An 18,005-nucleotide genomic window follows, 5' to 3' on the forward strand; every position below is an offset into this window, starting at 1 on the left:
CTGCGTCAGTCGCTCAGGATCTGTCGACAGCGCAGGGTATCTGCGCGCACTCAGGTGAGGCAAATATTTAGGCTGGCTATGCAAGGCGAGATTGGGCCTGAAATGCGCCGCGTGCAAATGGCAGGTCGGACAGCGACCGCTCCAGATTTTGCCGATCAGGGACTGTCAGTTTCGATCCGGTCGACCTCAATGGATCTCTGGCACGAGACGCGGATGCACGCCGGACATCCGTTGTGCGGCATCAAAGGCCCTCGATCGGGTGAACCGGCTCAACATGTGAAACCCTCGGATCATGGCTCGTCCGGATCAGATCCTACGCCTGACGCCCGCTGGTATCAAATTCGCGCACTGAGCAGGCGTCAAGTGGACGAGGGGGGGGTGCCAGATTTACGGGATCGCCGCCACACATGATCAGGTGAGGGCGGGATGTGAACATGGGGGCAGTTTATGGGGTTAATGAGGGAATGTTTCCGGAACCGGATCGCGCCTGCGTATGCCAGGAGCATCACGCAGATATCAGATCATCGGAAAAATACAGGGAAAATCAATTTAAGATCAGGGGTGTGAAGGGTCCAGCGCGCCGCTGGTCGCAGCGATTATTGCAGGCCGCATGGCCAAAATGATCGCGAGAAGGGGTCAAGGGGGTATCCCCCTTGCGAACGAAGTTTTTGCGGCGCCGGGGTTCCCGGGGCTGCAAAAACAATAGTGAGTAGGCTCCCTGACACTCCGGACATATTTGTGCTGCGTTTTTTCTTGAAGACCGAAGACAATCTCATTTGAACAAGATTATCTCGGGAATTCAACCATGTCTGTCCATCAACGCTTTGACAACCCTGAACCTGTCGCACGCCTCGACTCCGCGCCGATCGTTCTGCGTTTCGCGCAGCTTTTCCCGCGCGACCTGAAGCGCCGCGAAATGCACCGGAAGCGCAAGGGTGGGGATCTCAGCCATATCCGGCACGATCTGACTGGCCTGAACTACCGCTGGGTTGGAGAAGAGGGGTGGATCGATGACTTCCTTCAGACAGTCGAGACGGTCGCCGGAGAGAACCTGCGAAACGAAATAGAAGCTCGGGAAGGAAAGCGGCGCTGGGCGGAGGTTGAGCGCGTCAAGCTGCGCGGGTTGGTTGATCCCTGGAAGTTCACGAAGAAAGGCCCTCTCCGCGAGGGAATCCTGACAGTGAACAAGGACTGGTTCGGCGGGACAGGGATTGAAGAGTGGGACCCGGAGCGCGTAGCAGAGTTCATGGATCGTGTCCTTGAATTCTTGCGTAAGAACTTTCCGGGCGATCAACTGCTTGAGGTGGAAACGGACGTTGATGAAGAATCGTTTCATGTTCATTTTGTCGTGGCGGCCTGGATCGAGAAATTCAGCCAGAACAGGGGGCGCCAGGTCCTGCTTCAGCCCTCGGTCAACCCGTTGATCGAGCGGTATGAGCATGCCCAGGACGTGGCTGGCGAGGCCTTTCTGGATCTGGGCATCCATCGCGGAGAGCGCCGCGCCGCCGCGGCCCGCGAGGCCAGAGCTGCAGGACTGGAGGCGCCATCGCCTCGTATGCATGTGACGCCTTCGAAATGGCGTGAGACGCAGCGCGTCAAGGCACTGGCGGATCGTGATCGAATCCGGGAGAAAACCCGGGCCGAGGCTGCGCAGCTCCGGGCCGATGCCAGGCTGACCGCGAAAGCGACGGTGAAGAAATCACGTAAACGCGCGATCAAAGAGGCGCAGGCACGGAAAGAACAGGCCGATCAGATCTTGGTTGAGGCGAACATTGCGCTCAAGCGCGGGCACCTCGCAGAGGCATTCCGGTGCGTTCGCATCAAAAGCCTGGCTGAGAAAACCGCTGAACTGGAGCAACGCCGCTCCGAAGAAGCAGCCCGGATCCGGGAGATGGAGGCGCGGGCCCAAGTGTTGCATCGGGAGAATGCGCAGGCCGAGGCGCGCGCGGCGGCTGCGCGGGGGGCGCAGGCCGATGCTGAAGCTGCGCGCATTGCGGAAGAGCGTAGGGCGAAAGATGCCGCGCGCACGGCTGAAGCGCATGAGGCGAGGGCTACCGAGGCGGTCGCGCGTGTGGATGCTGTCCGGGATGGGCTGGTCGCGCTGAGCGAGGGTGTTAAGGCGCGTACTTTGCGGGAAGATGACGCTGACGATTTGGAGCGGATGGCCGCGCCCCTCCGGGCTGCACATCCGGAGATCGCCCCCGCTGTGGCCGCTGCGCATTCCTTTCTTGGTTCGATCAATTCGATCCAGCGGGATACTGCTGCTTTGGCACGATCTACCCTTGCAGAGCGGGCCGAGGCCATGGCGGAAATTGCGCAGGAACGCTCGGTCGCGCGTGCGGATATTGCCGATCAGCGTGCGGAACTCGCGCGGGCAAAGACTGCGCTCGCCGAGAAAGAGGCCGAGGTGCAGGGCAAATGGGTCGCAGCCGACCGCCTGCTGCAGGTGCTTCAGCCTTTGATCGAAAAGATGACCTCATGGCTGCGCCGTGCGGGATTGTCAGCAGACCTCGCCGAGGAGGGGAAAGCCATCCTGCGCGAGACTCATAAGGCGATCTCGACATCGAAGCCGGAGCCGAAACCGGAGGAAGAGGGGCCGGAGATGTGAGTATTCGTCTTAATAAAGCTGATTTTGGCGCACAGACCGCACAGGGGGACGCACTTTATGGATGCGGCGCAGCTGCTGGCCTATTGCATTCTCGGGTATGATAATTTGCTGACCGCAACAGTCCCGCGGAGGCTGGGTGCGCTGATCAACGCGTAGAGGCCGCGCTGGAGGTGGGAGACAGTCTGGGCGCGAAACTGATCCTGCTGACCCGTCATGCCGGGCTGATTTCCCCGGAGGTTCCGGGTCGGGCAAGAATGCATCAGATATCCTGCTGGCCATCGATGCGATGGACCTTGTGCATGCGAAAGGGGCAATGCGCTTCATCATCGCGTCTTCCGACGGTGATTTCACTCATCTTGCAGTGTGGTTGCGTGAACTCGGTGCAAAGGTGATCGGGGTTGCATCGGTGGCACAACTCGCGCTGCGCCAGAATCACCATCTCCGAAAATGCATCCGCGCTCATGCCGCCCTCAATCGGCCAGCAGGGCCGCGCTCCAGTTCTGTTTGTTGACATCTTTCGGGCGAACCCGATTATGAGGGGACAACTCTTGGGGTAACAAGGTCAATCACTTCGTAAGATCCGGGGGCATTCCTGACATGATCATGAAGGTTTCTCCGGCCTGAGCCTGTCGCATAATTCACTTATTGCGAGGGACTATTTTATGGGTCTATAGTGCAAGGGAGGGTCAGGAAGGGAACAAGGTGGCAGGCAAGAAGGCGAAGCAGTTGAACTGGAGCGCTGAGCAGCGCAACGCATTCATCGAGTTCCGGGTGTTCTGGCATGGTCGGATAAACCGCGCTGATCTGATGGACACTTTCGGCATTTCGCTGCAGCAGGCATCGCTGGACCTGACGCGCTACTCCGAGCGTTGGAAACGCAACCTCGCTTACGACAAGCGCCAGCGCGCTTATGTGCGCGGCAAGGCGTTCAAGCCGCGCTTCATGACCCCCAGCGCTGAGGAATATTTCGCGCAATTGCGCGCGGTTGATCAGGGCCTTGTCTCGCGTGATCAGAGCTGGATCAGCGTGTTTCCCACCTTCGCGGCGACGCCGATACCTGCGCGCGGTGTCGCAGCTGAGACCCTTCGCGATGTTCTGGCCGCGATCCATGCGCCAGCAGCGCTTGAAATCACCTACCAGTCCATGTCGCGCCCCGAACCCAGCCTGCGCCGGATCGAGCCGCATGCGTTGGCTTTCGACGGGTTTCGCTGGCACGCCCGGGCGTTCTGCCAGAATGACCACGTATTCAAGGATTTCCTGCTGTCGCGCATCGTCGAGATTGGTGCTCATGGTCCAGCCACTGCTGATTTGCGCGCGGACACAGACTGGCACAATGAAGCGGACCTCGAGATCGGCCCACATCCTGATCTCTCGCCAACCCAGCGCCGCGCGATCGAGATGGATTATGGGATGGAAGAGGGCAGGGCGCAGATCCGGGTGCGACAGGCGCTTTTGTTTTATGCGCTCAAGCGCCTGGGGCTTGATACGGATCCGGCTGCAAGGCGGCCGCAGGATCAGCAGATTGTGTTATTGGCGCAGTCAGAGGTGCCATCAATGCGACCACCAGATTAACCAGCGTGGTTCCGATGAAATCAACACCTCTTTTCAACAGGTCGCACCATGTCATTTTTTGAAAAACCCATTCTGAACTCCCCATACCTGATGCCAGTGCGTCACTGGGAGATGGATGATGAGGGGCGGCCGACGGATCGCGTAATCGAGAGTAGGCGGCGTTCTGAGTTGATATCTGCCATGCCGCAGGCCAAGAGCAAGAAATCCGGCGGCACTCAATCCGAGATGGAACTGAGCGCGAAGGGTCTTGAGGGGCTGGGCGTCGAGTTCAATGTCACAGAATTCGTCAATGAAATCCGGCGTGAGGTCGATGTCTGGCGTCTGCTCCCCAATCCCAGCCAATGGCAGGTTTCGCCTGTCACGCAGCGGCTTCTGACGCATTGGCGTGCCTTGCAGGTTGATGAAAGTCAGACAATCCGGCCATTTTTCTGCCAGTTGGAGGCGGTCGAGATCGCAATCTGGCTTGCAGAGGTTGCGCCGAAACTTGCGCGCGGCAAGCGGTTTCGGGAGCGGCTGGAAGCTGCCAATAACAGCGCGAATCCCGATCTGTTCCGTATCGCCCTGAAGCTGGCGACGGGTGCAGGCAAGACCACTGTCATGGCCATGCTGATTGCGTGGCAGGTGCTGAACGCTGTGCGTGCGTCGAACTCGAAGAATTTCACGCGCGGATTCCTGATTGTCACGCCCGGCATCACGATCAAGGATCGTTTGCGGGTGTTGCTGCCGAATGATGCCGACAATTATTACCGCCGCCTCAGCTTGGTGCCAGGCGACCTGATGCAGGACATGCAGCGCGCCAAGATCGTGCTTACCAACTACCATGCGTTCAAGCTCCGCGAGAAAACCCAGATCGCCAAAGGAACGCGCGCGGCGCTGGAGGGGCATGGTGACAGTGTCGTGACGCTGGAGACCGAAGGCCAGATGATCCAGCGCGTGATGTCCGAACTGTCAGGCTTGGGCAAGATCGTGGTCATCAATGACGAAGCGCATCATCAAGACCGACAGGCGGGATGCCGAAGGGATCGCGCGGCTTTTGCAGATGGGCTGGTTCCGGCAGGTCCACTGCAAGTCGATATTGGCGCAGGAAATGCGCGCGCTGTTGTCCGCGCGCAAGGCGATCCAGCAAGCCATCATCAACCTCGAGCTGTCGATCCGTGGCGTGCTGCGCAATTTCGGGCTGAAGATGGGACGTATAGCCAAGGGGCGCTTCGAGGACCGGGTGCGGGAGCTGGCTGATGGCAATGCCATGCTACAAGCCGCCGCGAATCCGATCCTGACGGCGCGCAGGGCGCTGCGCACAGAATTGGCGGATCTGGAGAAGCTCTCGCGCAACCATGCCAAATCCGATCCGGTGTGTCGCCAGTTCATGAGCATGCCTGGCGTGGGGGCGATTGTGGCGCTGACGGTCAAGTCGGCTATCGATGATCCCAATCGCTTCTCATCCTCGAAGGACGTCGGCCCGTGGGCAGGCTTAACCCCAAGGCGCAAGCAATCCGGGGAACGCGACATCGTGGGCGCCATCTCACGAGCCGGCGATGTAGGGCTACGCACCGTGCTCTACCAGGCTGTCTTGGTAATGCTGAACCTAGGTCGCCCCAGCTGGCTGACGGCATGGGCGTGGAATGTCGCCAAGCGACGCGGCAAGAGGCGTGCGACTGTTGCGCTGGCGCGTCGCATCGGGGTGATCCTGCATCGCATGTGGCAAGACGGCACCGAATTCCGCTTCAAGCGTATCGAGACAGCGGCCGCGTGAGCGTCAAAAGCCACCGATAACACGTAAACTGCAAGAAGGAGGATCGGGCCGCGCCGATACGCGGCGGCTCACCGAGGTCCCGACCGGGACGCGGTCCCCGATGATGCCGTTATCCGTCTCGCTGCCAGACACGTATGGTCTGAGCGCGTGAATAAGATAGGCACTCGGGATCCGCATTTGGTCCAGGCATGATGTGGCAGCCATCGCGCTGACTACGGACGGAAGCATCATCCCGGTATGGGCAGCCCCTTGGCAACATACGCAAAAAGCGGCACTGAACGGAAAACACCAAGTGAGTGGCGGGCAGACCAGATCCGGTGCGTTCGGCCCGGAGCCCGTATATATCGGAGCGCCGAACGCACCTCGCGTCGTCACCACGCCAAACCGTAGGTGACTGATTTATCGACTGGCAAATCGCTTGACAGACAACGCCCCATTACGGAAGGCGGGTTAAGGTGACGGCAAAACACCTGCATAGAGCGCGAGGCCGGTCACGAAAACGGATGCCACGGTGAAAAGTTGAAAGAGAGCGAAACGTTCCTTCCAACCGGTGCCTTCGCCGGCGCTCTGATTGCCGCGATTCGACCATTTCTGTTTTGACAGGTGAAAGATCATGTAGATCTTCACACCCGCGTTGATGAATTGGTTGAAATACAGGATGAAGGGCCAGGTCAGATCAGGCTTGCGGGCGTAGGTGTAGAGCACGGTTGACAGAACCAGCCGCGACGCCACCAACCAGATCAGAACATTCCAGAAATAAATTGGGTCTATCATCGTGGCAAAGACTGCAAGCAAGGGGCTGACCATCATCGTCCACATGGCGATCCTCTGATCGACGATGCACCACCAGATGAAGAACGGCATCGCACGGGGTCCGAGTGCTATCGCACGCGCGCCATTGCGAAGCATATTGCCCGACCAGCGGCGGAAGTTCTGCACCATCCGCTCCATCCCCGACCCCTTGATGACCTCGATCGTGTAGACTGTGGCGTCGGGCACATAGGTCATCTTTGCGCGCTTCGAAAGCAGATGGTACCATGTCGATTTGTCGTCGCCTGACAGAAAGCGGAACCGGCCCCAAAGCCAGTGATCCAGATGGTCGGCCTCGATCGTGCGGATGAATTTCTCGTCAACGATGTAGCGGGCACGAAAGACACTCATGCGGCCCGTCAGGGTCAGCACACGACCGGCAAGGGCATGGCTCTGCATTGCAAGCCGTCGCTGGGCGAAGCGCATTTCCAGCCACGCCCCGATCCAGCGCGGGCCATAGCACATGACTTCTTCATCCGTGGTCAGCGCCTGCAGCTCTGGGTCGGCGCCGAACATTGACAGGGTCTTTTCCATCACATCGCCGCCATAGACGGCGTCGCCGTCCATGAAGATCACCAGATCGTCCGGATCTACCCCTCGCCGCGACATGCCGCGCAGGATCAGGCCGATGGCCATGCGCTTGCCGGGCTGGTTCTGGCGCACGAAGGTCAGGTCCATCAGGCCCGCTGGCAGGTCTGCGCCGTGGGTTTCCACATAGTCGCGTATGACCAGTTCGTCATAGGCCGAGCCCGTCCCGATCCAAAGAGAGGTGGGGATACCTTCGCGGCGCACCTGGCTGAGGATCGAGCCGATGACGGCGCGGGTGATCGCCGGTTCCTCGTAATAGGTTGTCATCTGGATGTGCAGTCGGCGCGGGCGCCAGCCTGACGCCCAGAGCGCCTGCGCCCGGCGCCGCATCGGCGGCCAGGTTATGCGGCGATAGATTTCGGCGCGCACCGCGTGGGTGAACCACCATCCGAAGCGCCAGAATCCCAGCGTGCCAAGGGTGATCGTGATGCTGAGCAAGTCCGGCTTGAAAAACCGGTTGGGCATCAGGACCGCCACCCCGAGGATCAAGCCCCAGAGGGCTGCGTAGTTCACAAGGAAGGCTGGCGTCCATTTGGCCAGCCCGTGCGGCGCGGGGCCGCCAAGTTCGCGCAGCCACGCGGTCAGATGCTTTGCAAAGGCGTAGTCGCCATGTGGGGCGTCCATATCAGCCCCCTGTTCCGAACCAGCGCGCCAGAAGTCCACGTTTCACGACCACCTCCGTCGGCGCATTGAAGCGCAGTCTCGCGCGGGTTTCATCTGCATCCAGCCCTACCGCCTCGATGGTCACAATGAGGCCGAAACGATCCGGCTCGGCGGGGTTCGCACCGGCCTCTACCGTGGTGACGCGACCGGTGATCCGGGTTTCCGGATCGCGTTCTGGCAGCCTGATCTCGGCCCGCATGCCCGGCCTGACCGAACCGCCCCTCCGATCGTCAAGCCACCCCCGAATGACCCTCGGCGCATACGTCTCGTAGATCGCGAGCGTATCACCCATGCGCATATACTGGCCATCTGCCGCTAACCATTCGGCGACAAGACCCCCGGTCGGGGACGTTATCTGCATTGAAGTGCGCTGCTGACGCAGGGTGCGCATCTCCGAGACTGCACGGGCCAGATCGGTCTCGAAGCCGCGCAGTTCCTGTTCCAACCTTGTCCGCTGATCGTTGTAGTCGCCCGGGCGGATCGAAATACCGGCATCGAAACGTGCCATGGCGGCATCGGAGTAAAGCCTTCCGAGCGTCTCGCGAACCGCCTCACGCATGGATAAGTGAAGGGTGAGGCGCTCTCGCCCCTCGGTGATGCGGGCGTCCAGCACGTCAATCCGGGATTGGACATCTTCCAGCGCAGCCTCGACCTCGGGATCCTGCAGGCGGGCCAGTATCGTGCCCTCGGCAACGTGCCTTTGGGCAGAAGCGGCCCTTTGCAGATAGCCTTCGCGAGGGGCGCGCAAGTCCTGCCGCTCGGCATAAACCCGTGCATGTGACAGGGGGATGCCCTCGATGCGGGACCAGGCAAACGATCCCAAGAAGCCAACGAGAAGGCAGAAAAGCCCGACATACCAAATGATATTGAACATGACACGCAGCAGCCTGGGTTTGGCCAGCGCCTGGCCCGCGGCCTGTTCCTGCGCCGTCTCGCCCATCGGAATTAAGTCGACAGGGGTGTCCAGTGCGGTGATCATCTCTCCCGTCGTGGCCATCTTTCCGGTGAGGAGGTTCTGATAGAACAGCCCCAATGCCTCGCGTTGGCGGCCGGTGAGGTGCTTGAACAACCACGGGCCGTCATCGTCCACAGCCTCGAGCGCAACTGGGAAACCCACGTCGATGCCCTGAAACGGGATTTCCATCCTGGCACCGGCCAGATCATGTCCGGCAAGGACCGCGTCAGAGATGCCGCCGAGCCACCAGTTGCGCGCCACCAGCCTGGTGCCGTCGGCCAGCGCCAAGATCAGCGGGGCAATGACATGCGGCTCTGTCTCGGGCGCGGGACGCTCATGCGCGATATGAACACCACCAAGCGCATCCGTGGCCGGAACGCTGTCGGGCCCTTTGGCCGCGTCCTGGCCGCCGTTCTGGCGATGCTGCTGGCGTGTCATCGGGCCGTTTCTCCTGATTTTCTCTCACTGAGGTTCTATCAGGTGTCCGATAAACATGCTGCGCCGCAGAGGGATGCGTGCTGGAGGGGACGGATCGGGCAACCAATCCCAAAGGATAGGTTAGCCCTCGATCAGCGCCTTGATTTGCGCGATATGCAGCTTGAGTGCATTGGCATTTCCGCGCCTTTCGACATTGAGGCGGAGCAATGGTTCGGTGTTGGACATGCGCAGGTTCAACCGCCAGTCGGCGAAACTGAGCGATAGCCCGTCAAGCCGATCGACCTCCTCGGCATCAGCGACAAGAGCGTTCTCGACGCGTCGCATCGCGGCTGCGGGGTCTGTAACGCGGAAGTTGATCTCACCCGAGGAGGGAAAAGACACGCGCGCTGCTGTCACCAGATCAGCAAGGCTGCGCCCCGTGCGCCCGATCAGTTCGGCGATCATGAGCCAGGGAATCATTCCGCTGTCGCAGGCCATGAAATCGCGAAAGTAGTGATGCGCGCTCATCTCGCCACCGTAAACCGCACCGGTATCGCGCAGCGCCTGCTTCAGAAAAGCGTGACCGGTGCGCGACACCTGCGCCTTTCCACCGCTTTGCGAGATCACGTCCAGAGTATTCCAGACCACGCGCGGGTCATGAATGATGGTTGTACCCGGTTCCTTTGCCAAAAAGATATGCGCCAGAAGGCCAACGACGTATTCCCCTGGCACGAAGTTCCCTTCGTGATCGAACAGAAAGCACCGGTCGAAATCACCATCCCAAGCAACACCGAAATCCGCCTTATGGGCGACCACGGCATTTGCCGTAACTGGCTGGTTCTCTGGCAAAAGAGGGTTGGGTATTCCATTGGGAAACTGGCCGTCGGGCGCATGGTGCAAGCGTATGAAATCGAAAGGTGCGCTGCGCGCGTTCAGGTCTTCGGCGATCGCGTCAAATGTCGGACCTGCCGCACCGTTGCCGGCATTGACCACAATCTTAAGCGGGCGCAGTGCGGCAATATCGACGAACGACAAAACCCGTTCGACATAGGCGGACCTTGTATCCTTGGCGACGATCACGTGTCCTCCAGAGCGTAGCGTGGCGAAGGCTCCGGTTTCCGCCAGATGCCGGATCGCTCTCATGTCAGTGTCGGGATCCAGCGGTGCAGAGCCGCGCCCGACCATCTTCATGCCATTGTAGTCCATCGGATTGTGAGAGGCGGTGACCTCAATCCCCCCGCATGCATCGAAATGGCTGGTGGCAAAGTACATTTCTTCCGTGCCGCACAGCCCCAGGTCGACCACTTCCACGCCTGCTTCGAGCAACCCCTCGATCACCGCCGCCTGCAATGCACAGGACGATGCTCGACAATCACGCCCCACAACAACCCGGCGCGCAGCCAGAACCCCGACAAAGGCCCTCCCGACCCGTCGGGCAATGCCATCGTTCAACTCGTCGCCAAGGCGTCCACGAATGTCGTAAGCTTTGAAGCAATGCATGGGAATAAATGATTGGGGATCATGAAGGGTCATGTCGTTTTTCCGTTGGTATGGTTTTGATAACTCTTGGTGCCTGAAATCGATGCATTGGCACAGACCCGCAGCAGGACGTCGAACCGCTCTATCGGATTGGTCGAACTATCCGGACGGATGGGCGCTTGTCCCGACGCACCAACGGTCCATCCTGCCGCGCACTCGCGATGTTGCCGTGTCCCATGCGAGGGTGAGTGCAGATCGACACTCAGCCCCGAAAGGCGACAACCATGACCCAGATTACACCAGTGCTTCTGTGCGGCGGATCCGGAACCCGCCTCTGGCCCGTCTCACGCAAGGCCATGCCAAAACAATTCACCCGACTTCTCGGTCAAGACACGCTCTATCAAGCCGCGCTGACGCGCCTGTCAGGACCTGGATGGGAGGCGCCCATGGTCGTAACGTCCGAGGCCTATCTCGGTATGGCGTGCGATCAGGCCGTGGCGGCGGGTGTCGTGCCAGCGGATATTCTGGTGGAGCCGAGTGCGCGAAACACGGCACCCGCCATTCTTGCCGCAGCGCTGCATTTGGCCGCAACAGACCCTGACGCATTGCTGCTCATCGCACCGTCCGATCATGCGATCCCCGATGCACGCGCCTTTCGTGATGCCGTTATGGTCGGGGCGGGCCCGGCCCGCAACGGACAGATCGTCACCTTCGGCATATGTCCGACGCGTGCGGAAACCGGCTATGGGTGGCTGGAAATGACGGAGGTGCCGGATGATTTCGCACCGCGCCCGATGTCGCTTGCAGGATTTGTTGAAAAGCCCCATGCGGCGCGAGCGGAACAGATGCTGGCCGCTGGCCGTTATCTGTGGAACGCCGGTATTTTCCTCGCGTCAGCCCAAACACTGATCACCGCCTTTGAAACACATGCGCGCGGCCTGATGTTGCCCGTGCGCTGTGCATTGGCTGATGCGACGCATCGGCACGGCATTGTGCGGCTCGCATCCGGCCCTTGGGCGCGGGCAGAGGATATCTCTGTCGATTATGCGGTGATGGAGCGGGCGGATAACCTCTGTGTTGTCCCGTTTTCCGCAGGATGGTCGGATCTGGGTGATTGGAATGCGATTTGGCGTGAAGGCAGCAGCGATGAAAGCGGAGTTATCATCGATGGGGATGTGACAGCCATCGACTGTCACGACAGCCTGCTGCGCAGTGAAGTGAGCGGCCTGGAACTCGTGGGCGTAGGCCTGACCGATATCGTCGCTGTGGCAATGGGCGACACGGTGCTGATCGCGCACCGCGACCGAGCGCAGGATGTGAAGGAGGCAGTCGCACGCCTCAAGGCACGTGAGGCTGCACAGGCCGAGGGGTTTGTCACAGATGCAGATCAATGGTCGCGGACCGAAGCCGAGGGGATGCAGTATGCCAGCCGCTGCGTCCAGATCACGCAGAGCACAGAGAAGACCGTGCCAGCCTCGGCGCCTGAGACGCGCTGGACCGTGCTTGCTGGCCGGGCTTTCGTTTCGTTCCCCAATGAGGTCGTGGCGCTAACGAAAGGCACCAGCGTCTCGCGTCAGCAGGGCGTTGCGGCGCAGATACGCAATCCCGACAATGCGCCGTTGGTTTTGCTGGAGGTGCAAGAACACCGTTTGACACAAAAGGTGGCCGAACATCCGACACCCTTTGCCATCGCTGCCGAGTAGCGGGGGATCAATTTCGCTGAGCACAAACAGGTCTGTGCCATCTTGCCGTGTTGTCCGGACCTATCCTTTAGGATTGGTTTCCTGTCCGGCTGCGCGCTGGTCGTGGCCGGTTGTATTGCTATATTCTGTGAAAAACAGGAGAGGTATATGTTCATCAAGACAGCCCAGTCGCGCGGAGACTCGGCTAAAGACGCCATCGCCGAGATTGCAGACGGTCTGGGCGTGATCAATCGTGGCGCGCCCGACTTTGTAGCGCTGCATTTCGGGGTCGGCACCCCAGCTGACGCCCTGCAGGTATTGGCCAAGGCGCGCCTTGGTTGTGACGCGCTGCATGGTGGATCATCTTGCCTCGGGATCATGACGCAGGACGGTTTGAACATCGACAGTGGCGGCGGTGTCGCCGGGCTGGCTGTCTGGGATGCCGATGGCAGCTATGGTACGGGCTCAGCCGATTTGGGTGAGGATGCCCGTGCGGCTGCAACCCGCGCGACCCAGGCCGCGCTGGCCTCTGCCGACCGGCTTGGCGAGGTGCCAGAGATGGTCTGGCTGACGGTCGCGCCTGGCCGCGAGGAACAGGTGTTGGAAGGCGTGCGCGCTGTGGTCGGGCTGGACACGCTCATTGTCGGCGGAAGTGCAGCCGATAATGACGTGAGCGGTGCCTGGGCCCAATTCGGGCCCGAAGGCGTTCATGGTGATGGCGTCGTGGTGTCGGTCCTGTTCCCGTCTCGTCCGATCACCTCATTTTATCAAAGTGGTTATGCCCCTACCGGCAAGAGCGGTCTCGTCACCGCCATCAAAGGCCGCCGGTTGATCGAGATCGACGGCGCGCCCGCGTCCGCCGTTTATCACCGCTGGACCGATGGTGCCGTCCCGATGGTCACCGACGCGCCGGTCTCGATCCTGTCGGATGCAACACTCTGGCCGCTTGGGCGGGTCACCCGTGAGGTGGCCGGGGTGCCGTTTCACCTGCTGGCCCATCCTGCGGTGGCAAACCCGGACGGATCGCTCGACCTTTTCGCGGATTTGAGCGAGGGAGATCGGATCTGGCAGATGCAGGGCACGTCCGACAGTTTGGTCGCACGCGCTGGCCGGATCGCGGGGCAGGCCCGCAACAATGCCCGAACGGATATTTCAGGCGCTTTTGTCGTCTATTGCGGCGGTTGCATGCTGGCAGTGAAGAACCGGATGGAGGACGTTTGTGCAGGCGTGAACACTGCACTTGGCGATGCGCCATGGATCGGGGTATTCACATTCGGAGAGCAGGGTGTCCCAACGGGCGGCGTGGCGGAACACGGCAACCTTATGATCTCCTGCACAGTCATCGCGAGGTAGGGTATGAAAGGCATCATGTTCACCGAACTTCTGGCCATGGCCGAGGACAGCTTTGGTGAAGAGGCAGTTGATCGCGTTATTGAGGCGCTAGATCTGCCGTCGGGCGGAGCCTATACATCGGTCGGCAACTATCCCTGCGAAGAGTTGTTTAACCTGATTGGTGGCTTTTCTGCGAATAGCGGACTGTCTGCGGCTGCTTTGCAGCGGCTGTTTGGTCATTGGATGATGCAAAGCTTCGCCCGCCACTATCCGCAGTTCTTCGAAGGTCGAGAGGGCAGTCTGGACATGCTCGAGGCAATAGAAGACGACATCCATGTCGAGGTGCGAAAGCTTTATCCCGATGCCGATCTGCCGACGTTTAACACGCGGCGTGATGGTCCTGGTAGACTTGACATGACCTATCGCTCACCGCGTGCCTTGGCCGAGTTCTGTCATGGGTTGATAGAATCCTGCACCGATCACTTCGGCGAATCCGCCTGCGTTTCCCGGCGCGACCGGTCAGAGGACGGGCGCACAGTGGCGACCTTTCGCATCCACATTCGTCGCGATGCATGACGGAAGATGGGCCAAAAGCAGTGGTTTCGCGCGCGCGGTTTGATCGCGAACGTCGCGCCCGGCAAGAGGCCGAAAGCCTGCTCGAAGACAAGGCAAGGGAACTCTACACCGCCAACAGGCGGTTGATGCGCGAGAGCGAAGCGGTTCGCGCCGCCCTTGCGGAAACCGAAGAACTTAGGGCAAGGGAAGCTGCCGCCCTGCGGCAACAGTCCATCCTGTCAGAGGCTATGGCGGTGTTTTCGGGCAAAACAAGCGCGGCAGAAGCGTTACAGGATTTTTTGAATACCTTGCAACGTGCCTTTGGCGTTTTTGATGCCTGTTACTTGCAGGCTTCGGGGTCGGAGGTGCGCATCACGGCCTCGGCGCGACCTGAACATATCGGTCTGGGGCTGCCGGTCCCCAACAGTCTGATTGTGCGACCGCGGCGCCTAAGCACGCTTCAATTGATCGCCCCGGGCAAGGTGTTTCCCGGCCGCATCACGGACTACGCCTCGACGATTATTGTGCCTCTTAATATCTCAGGCGAGGCCGCTGGAGCGCTTTTGCTGGGGTGTCTCCAAACGGGGAGCTTCACGGCCACAGACCTGCGGCTGCTGAAGCGGCTGGCCGGGCTTGCTGCGCAATCCCTCACCGCTCTCCGCGATACCCGGCGCAACGCTCTTCTGGTGTCCTTGATCGAGGGGCGGCCGATTAGCGGTGAAGGAGGTGTTCTCGATGCGCCGCTCGAAGCGGTTCAGCAGGCGTTTGCGCGTCTGACCAACATGCAGGGCATGGCTGTCGGCATCCTCGACGACCTTCTGGGCGCATCCCTTGACGAGATCGATGCGGCCATCGAGAGATCTCTGGCCGCTCTGGGCAACGCCACGAATACCGACCGGGCGTATGTGTTTCGGCTGCGCGAGGATGCGCCGCTGATCGACAGCAGCCACGAATGGTGTGTCTCGGGCATCGCCGCGATGCGCGATCAGCTTCAGGAAATTCCGTCTGACATGATTTCTCATTGGCGCGAGACCTTCGATGCCGGACGCGATGTGGTGATCCCCGATGTAGGCGCGCTGTCGGATGCTACGCCAGGAAAGGAGATTCTTGTAGAACAGGGTATGGTTTCGCTATTGGCCGTGCCAATGGTGGAATACGGGGTGTTCCGAGGTTTTGTGGGCTATGGCGCGGTGCGCGCGCAGCGCACATTCCTGCCCGGCGAGGTCCATCTCATTCGCTCTGTGGCCAAGGTGATCGGCTCGCTTCTTGTGCGCCGGGAACAGAGAGTACAGATCGAGCGGCTGTCTGAAATTGCGCGGCGCACCTCGAACCTTGTTGTGATTGCGGGCGCCGACCGGTGCATCACCTGGGTGAATGAAGCCTTTGAGCGGACAACCGGTTGGGCCCTAGACGAAATCAAGGGGCAAAATGCGGGCGGCTTCCTGCAATGCGAAGAGACGGCTCCCGAAGCCATCGCCGCCTTGCGTCAGGCGCTGGATCAGGCGAAGCCAGTGCAGGCAGAGATTCTCAATCGTGCTCGTGATGGTCGTTCGTACTGGGTTGATCTGGATATTCAGCCTCTGAAGGATACCTTCGGTGCGCTTAATGGGTTCATGGCCGTAGGAATGGATGTGACAGAGCGCCGCCAACAAGCCGATGCATTACGCGCCGCCGCCGATGATGCGGCCCGCGCGCGGGCTACGCTCGAAGCGGCGGTTGACGCATTGCAGGACGGATTCGTTCTATTCGATGCTGATGACAGGTTGGTCATATGCAATCAGCGCTACCGAGAGATCTATCCAAGCGCGGCGCAAGAAATCGTGCCGGGGACGCGATTCGAAGACATCCTGCGACAAGGTCTTGAACTGGGTGTATACGCAGACGCCATCGGGCGTGAGGCAGATTGGCTGGCGGAACGGTTGGAACGACATTGCGAACGCGACAGCGAAGTGGAACAACATCTGTCCGACGGCCGCTGGCTGCGCATTTTCGAGAAGGCCACACCAGACGGTGGGCGCGTCGGTCTTAGGGTCGATATCACCGCTTTGAAGCTTGCCGAGCAACGCGCCAAGGCTGACCGCGCTGCAGCGATGGAAGCAAGCCACGACGGGATCGCGATCACAGATGCGGAAGGCCGGTTCGTCTACATGAACCACGCACATCTCGAACTTTTTGGATACACCTCCGAAGCACAGGTTCTTGGCAAACCCTGGTCCATGTTCTACGAGCCAGACGCCGCCGCCTGGATGGGCGGGCATGTCATGCCCGAACTGATGTTTTATGGCAGTTGGTCCGGCGAAATCATGGGAAAAGCCCGCGACGGAAGCCCCGTGGATCAAGAGGTGTCACTGACACTAAAGGACGATGGTGGGATCTTGTGTATTGCGCGCGATATGCGCGATCGTCGGCGCGAAATGGCCGAGCGGGATCGGCTGAGTGAAGAGCTGCAACTGGCGCAGCGGCGCGAGGTCGTCGGGCAGATGGCTGCGGGGCTTGCGCATGACTTCAATAACCTGCTGGCCGCGATATCTGGCGGCGCGCAACTTATCCAGGACGCAACCCCTGAAAACAGCCTTGGTGCGATCGGCGCCCAACGAATCCTGGCCGCAAGCGCGCAAGCGGCCGGACTGGTCCGGCGGCTGCTGTCCCTTGGGCGGCGCGAGGCGGAGCTTATTACGCTGGACCTGCGTGAGCCGCTGCGCGAGGCAAGCGATCTTGTTCGCGCCAGCCTGCGTGCGTCTATGCGCCTGAACACGCACCTCCCCGACACTCCAATCGAGGTCGTGGCCGACCCGACCGATATTTTGCAAACTGTGCTAAACCTTGCCATCAATGCCCGCGACGCGCTGGATGGCAGACCCGGCGCGATCACTGTCGTGCTCAGTAAACCGAGTGAGGACGATTTGCAGGGGCCTTTCACGGTAGGAACGCCTGATCCGAAGCATGCCTTCTGCGCGATCACGATCAGCGATACGGGGCCGGGAATGTCATCGGAACAGGTGGCGCGCGCTTTCACGCCTTATGAAACCACGAAAGGCGCGCGTGGCAGCGGGCTGGGCCTGACCATCGTGTCCTCGATCATTGCCCGTGTAGGCGGGGCGCTGAAACTTGTGACAGCGCCGGATCAGGGGAGTGAGTTCACCATTCTGTGGCCTGTGGCCCCGATCCGCGCGAAAGAGGGCGCGGCCGTGGAAGGTCTGACTGGCCGGTTGGACGGGCGCACTGTTCTGGTGGTCGACGATCAAGAGAATGTGCTGAACATTATCACCGCCTTTCTCGAATCCGTTGGTGCCGAAGTGGCCCCGACGTCCGAGCCTGCGGACGTGATCGCGGTTCTGAGGGATAACCCGGATGCCTGGGACCTGCTCATCACGGATTTCGACATGCCTGGCATGACTGGCAGCGACCTCGCGCAAGCCGCACGCGCACATGCGCCGCATCTGCCGATTGTTCTTGTGACTGCGCTGGCCGCTATGGCGGGGCGCGATACGGCCATGTTTAATGCTGTGCTGGGCAAGCCCGTGGACAAGGCTGCACTTGTGAACGCGGCCGAAGTTGCCATACTGCGTGCGAAACAGGGTGAAGGTTAAA

10 protein-coding genes and 2 pseudogenes are annotated in these 18,005 nt (G+C 60.5%); 9 read left to right on the forward strand and 3 right to left on the reverse strand.

The window, feature by feature from the left end; translation table 11 throughout:
• The first annotated feature begins 916 nt into the window (after window positions 1-916).
• From BD293_RS00205 to BD293_RS23410, 5 genes and pseudogenes are all read left to right on the forward strand, one after another.
• Window positions 917-2,608, forward strand: a complete 1,692-nt coding sequence (locus BD293_RS00205; RefSeq protein WP_142079288.1) for a hypothetical protein — start codon at window positions 917-919, stop codon at window positions 2,606-2,608.
• A 286-nt stretch (window positions 2,609-2,894) separates the two neighbouring features.
• The gene (locus BD293_RS00210) at window positions 2,895-3,119 is read left to right on the forward strand and encodes an NYN domain-containing protein (protein ID WP_246086164.1); all 225 of its coding nucleotides are present in this window, start codon (window positions 2,895-2,897) and stop codon (window positions 3,117-3,119) included.
• Window positions 3,120-3,310: 191 nt separating this feature from the next.
• Complete coding sequence (locus BD293_RS00215; RefSeq protein WP_246086165.1) at window positions 3,311-4,180, forward strand: WYL domain-containing transcriptional regulator; 870 nt, start codon at window positions 3,311-3,313, stop codon at window positions 4,178-4,180.
• Window positions 4,181-4,228: 48 nt separating this feature from the next.
• Window positions 4,229-5,206, forward strand: a pseudogene (locus BD293_RS23405) (DEAD/DEAH box helicase family protein); the annotation flags it as partial.
• Window positions 5,172-5,933, forward strand: a pseudogene (locus BD293_RS23410) (IS110 family RNA-guided transposase); the annotation flags it as partial. The pseudogenes BD293_RS23405 and BD293_RS23410, both read left to right, overlap by 35 nt.
• A gap of 450 nt (window positions 5,934-6,383) precedes the next feature.
• On the opposite strand, the gene BD293_RS00230 reads toward BD293_RS23410, so the two are convergent.
• From BD293_RS00230 to BD293_RS00240, 3 genes are all read right to left on the reverse strand, one after another.
• A complete protein-coding gene (locus BD293_RS00230; protein ID WP_142079291.1) occupies window positions 6,384-7,955 on the reverse strand; it encodes a glycosyltransferase in 1,572 nt (523 codons plus the stop codon).
• 1 nt (window position 7,956) lies between these two features.
• Entirely contained in the window at window positions 7,957-9,387 is a 1,431-nt protein-coding gene (locus BD293_RS00235; protein WP_142079292.1) for an HlyD family secretion protein, read from the reverse strand.
• Window positions 9,388-9,507: 120 nt separating this feature from the next.
• Window positions 9,508-10,899 carry a phosphohexomutase domain-containing protein gene (locus BD293_RS00240; protein WP_281286598.1) on the reverse strand — a complete coding sequence of 464 codons (1,392 nt, stop codon included), beginning with the start codon at window positions 10,897-10,899 and terminating at the stop codon, window positions 9,508-9,510.
• Window positions 10,900-11,129: 230 nt separating this feature from the next.
• Here BD293_RS00240 and BD293_RS00245 point away from each other — a divergent pair, with 230 nt between their 5' ends.
• The 4 genes from BD293_RS00245 (at window position 11,130) to BD293_RS00260 (ending at window position 18,004) form a co-directional block, all read left to right on the forward strand.
• Window positions 11,130-12,548, forward strand: coding sequence for a mannose-1-phosphate guanylyltransferase (locus BD293_RS00245; RefSeq protein WP_142079293.1), 1,419 nt, complete (start codon window positions 11,130-11,132; stop codon window positions 12,546-12,548).
• 147 nt (window positions 12,549-12,695) lie between these two features.
• Window positions 12,696-13,880 (forward strand): FIST signal transduction protein, encoded by a 1,185-nt coding sequence (locus BD293_RS00250; protein ID WP_142079294.1) that lies wholly within the window; start codon window positions 12,696-12,698, stop codon window positions 13,878-13,880.
• Between the two features lie 15 nt (window positions 13,881-13,895).
• Entirely contained in the window at window positions 13,896-14,435 is a 540-nt protein-coding gene (locus BD293_RS00255; RefSeq protein ID WP_246086166.1) for a heme NO-binding domain-containing protein, read from the forward strand.
• Window positions 14,432-18,004, forward strand: a complete 3,573-nt coding sequence (locus tag BD293_RS00260) for a PAS-domain containing protein (RefSeq protein WP_142079296.1) — start codon at window positions 14,432-14,434, stop codon at window positions 18,002-18,004. The genes BD293_RS00255 and BD293_RS00260 overlap by 4 nt, the downstream gene beginning before the upstream one ends.
• The last annotated feature ends 1 nt before the right edge of the window (window position 18,005 follow it).

It is taken from the genome of Roseinatronobacter monicus, assembly GCF_006716865.1.
GTDB lineage: Bacteria > Pseudomonadota > Alphaproteobacteria > Rhodobacterales > Rhodobacteraceae > Roseinatronobacter > Roseinatronobacter monicus.

What these genes read in the sequence shown, in the direction of transcription:
- BD293_RS00260 (WP_142079296.1), top strand. Translation starts at nt 14,432, where the DNA reads ATGACGGAAGATGGGCCAAAAGCAGTGGTTTCGCGCGCGCGGTTTGAT.
- BD293_RS00230 (WP_142079291.1), bottom strand. Translation starts at nt 7,955, where the DNA reads ATGGACGCCCCACATGGCGACTACGCCTTTGCAAAGCATCTGACCGCG.
- BD293_RS00205 (WP_142079288.1), top strand. Translation starts at nt 917, where the DNA reads ATGCACCGGAAGCGCAAGGGTGGGGATCTCAGCCATATCCGGCACGAT.
- BD293_RS00240 (WP_281286598.1), bottom strand. Translation starts at nt 10,899, where the DNA reads ATGACCCTTCATGATCCCCAATCATTTATTCCCATGCATTGCTTCAAA.
- BD293_RS00245 (WP_142079293.1), top strand. Translation starts at nt 11,130, where the DNA reads ATGACCCAGATTACACCAGTGCTTCTGTGCGGCGGATCCGGAACCCGC.
- BD293_RS00235 (WP_142079292.1), bottom strand. Translation starts at nt 9,387, where the DNA reads ATGACACGCCAGCAGCATCGCCAGAACGGCGGCCAGGACGCGGCCAAA.
- BD293_RS00255 (WP_246086166.1), top strand. Translation starts at nt 13,896, where the DNA reads ATGTTCACCGAACTTCTGGCCATGGCCGAGGACAGCTTTGGTGAAGAG.
- BD293_RS00250 (WP_142079294.1), top strand. Translation starts at nt 12,696, where the DNA reads ATGTTCATCAAGACAGCCCAGTCGCGCGGAGACTCGGCTAAAGACGCC.
- BD293_RS00210 (WP_246086164.1), top strand. Translation starts at nt 2,895, where the DNA reads ATGGACCTTGTGCATGCGAAAGGGGCAATGCGCTTCATCATCGCGTCT.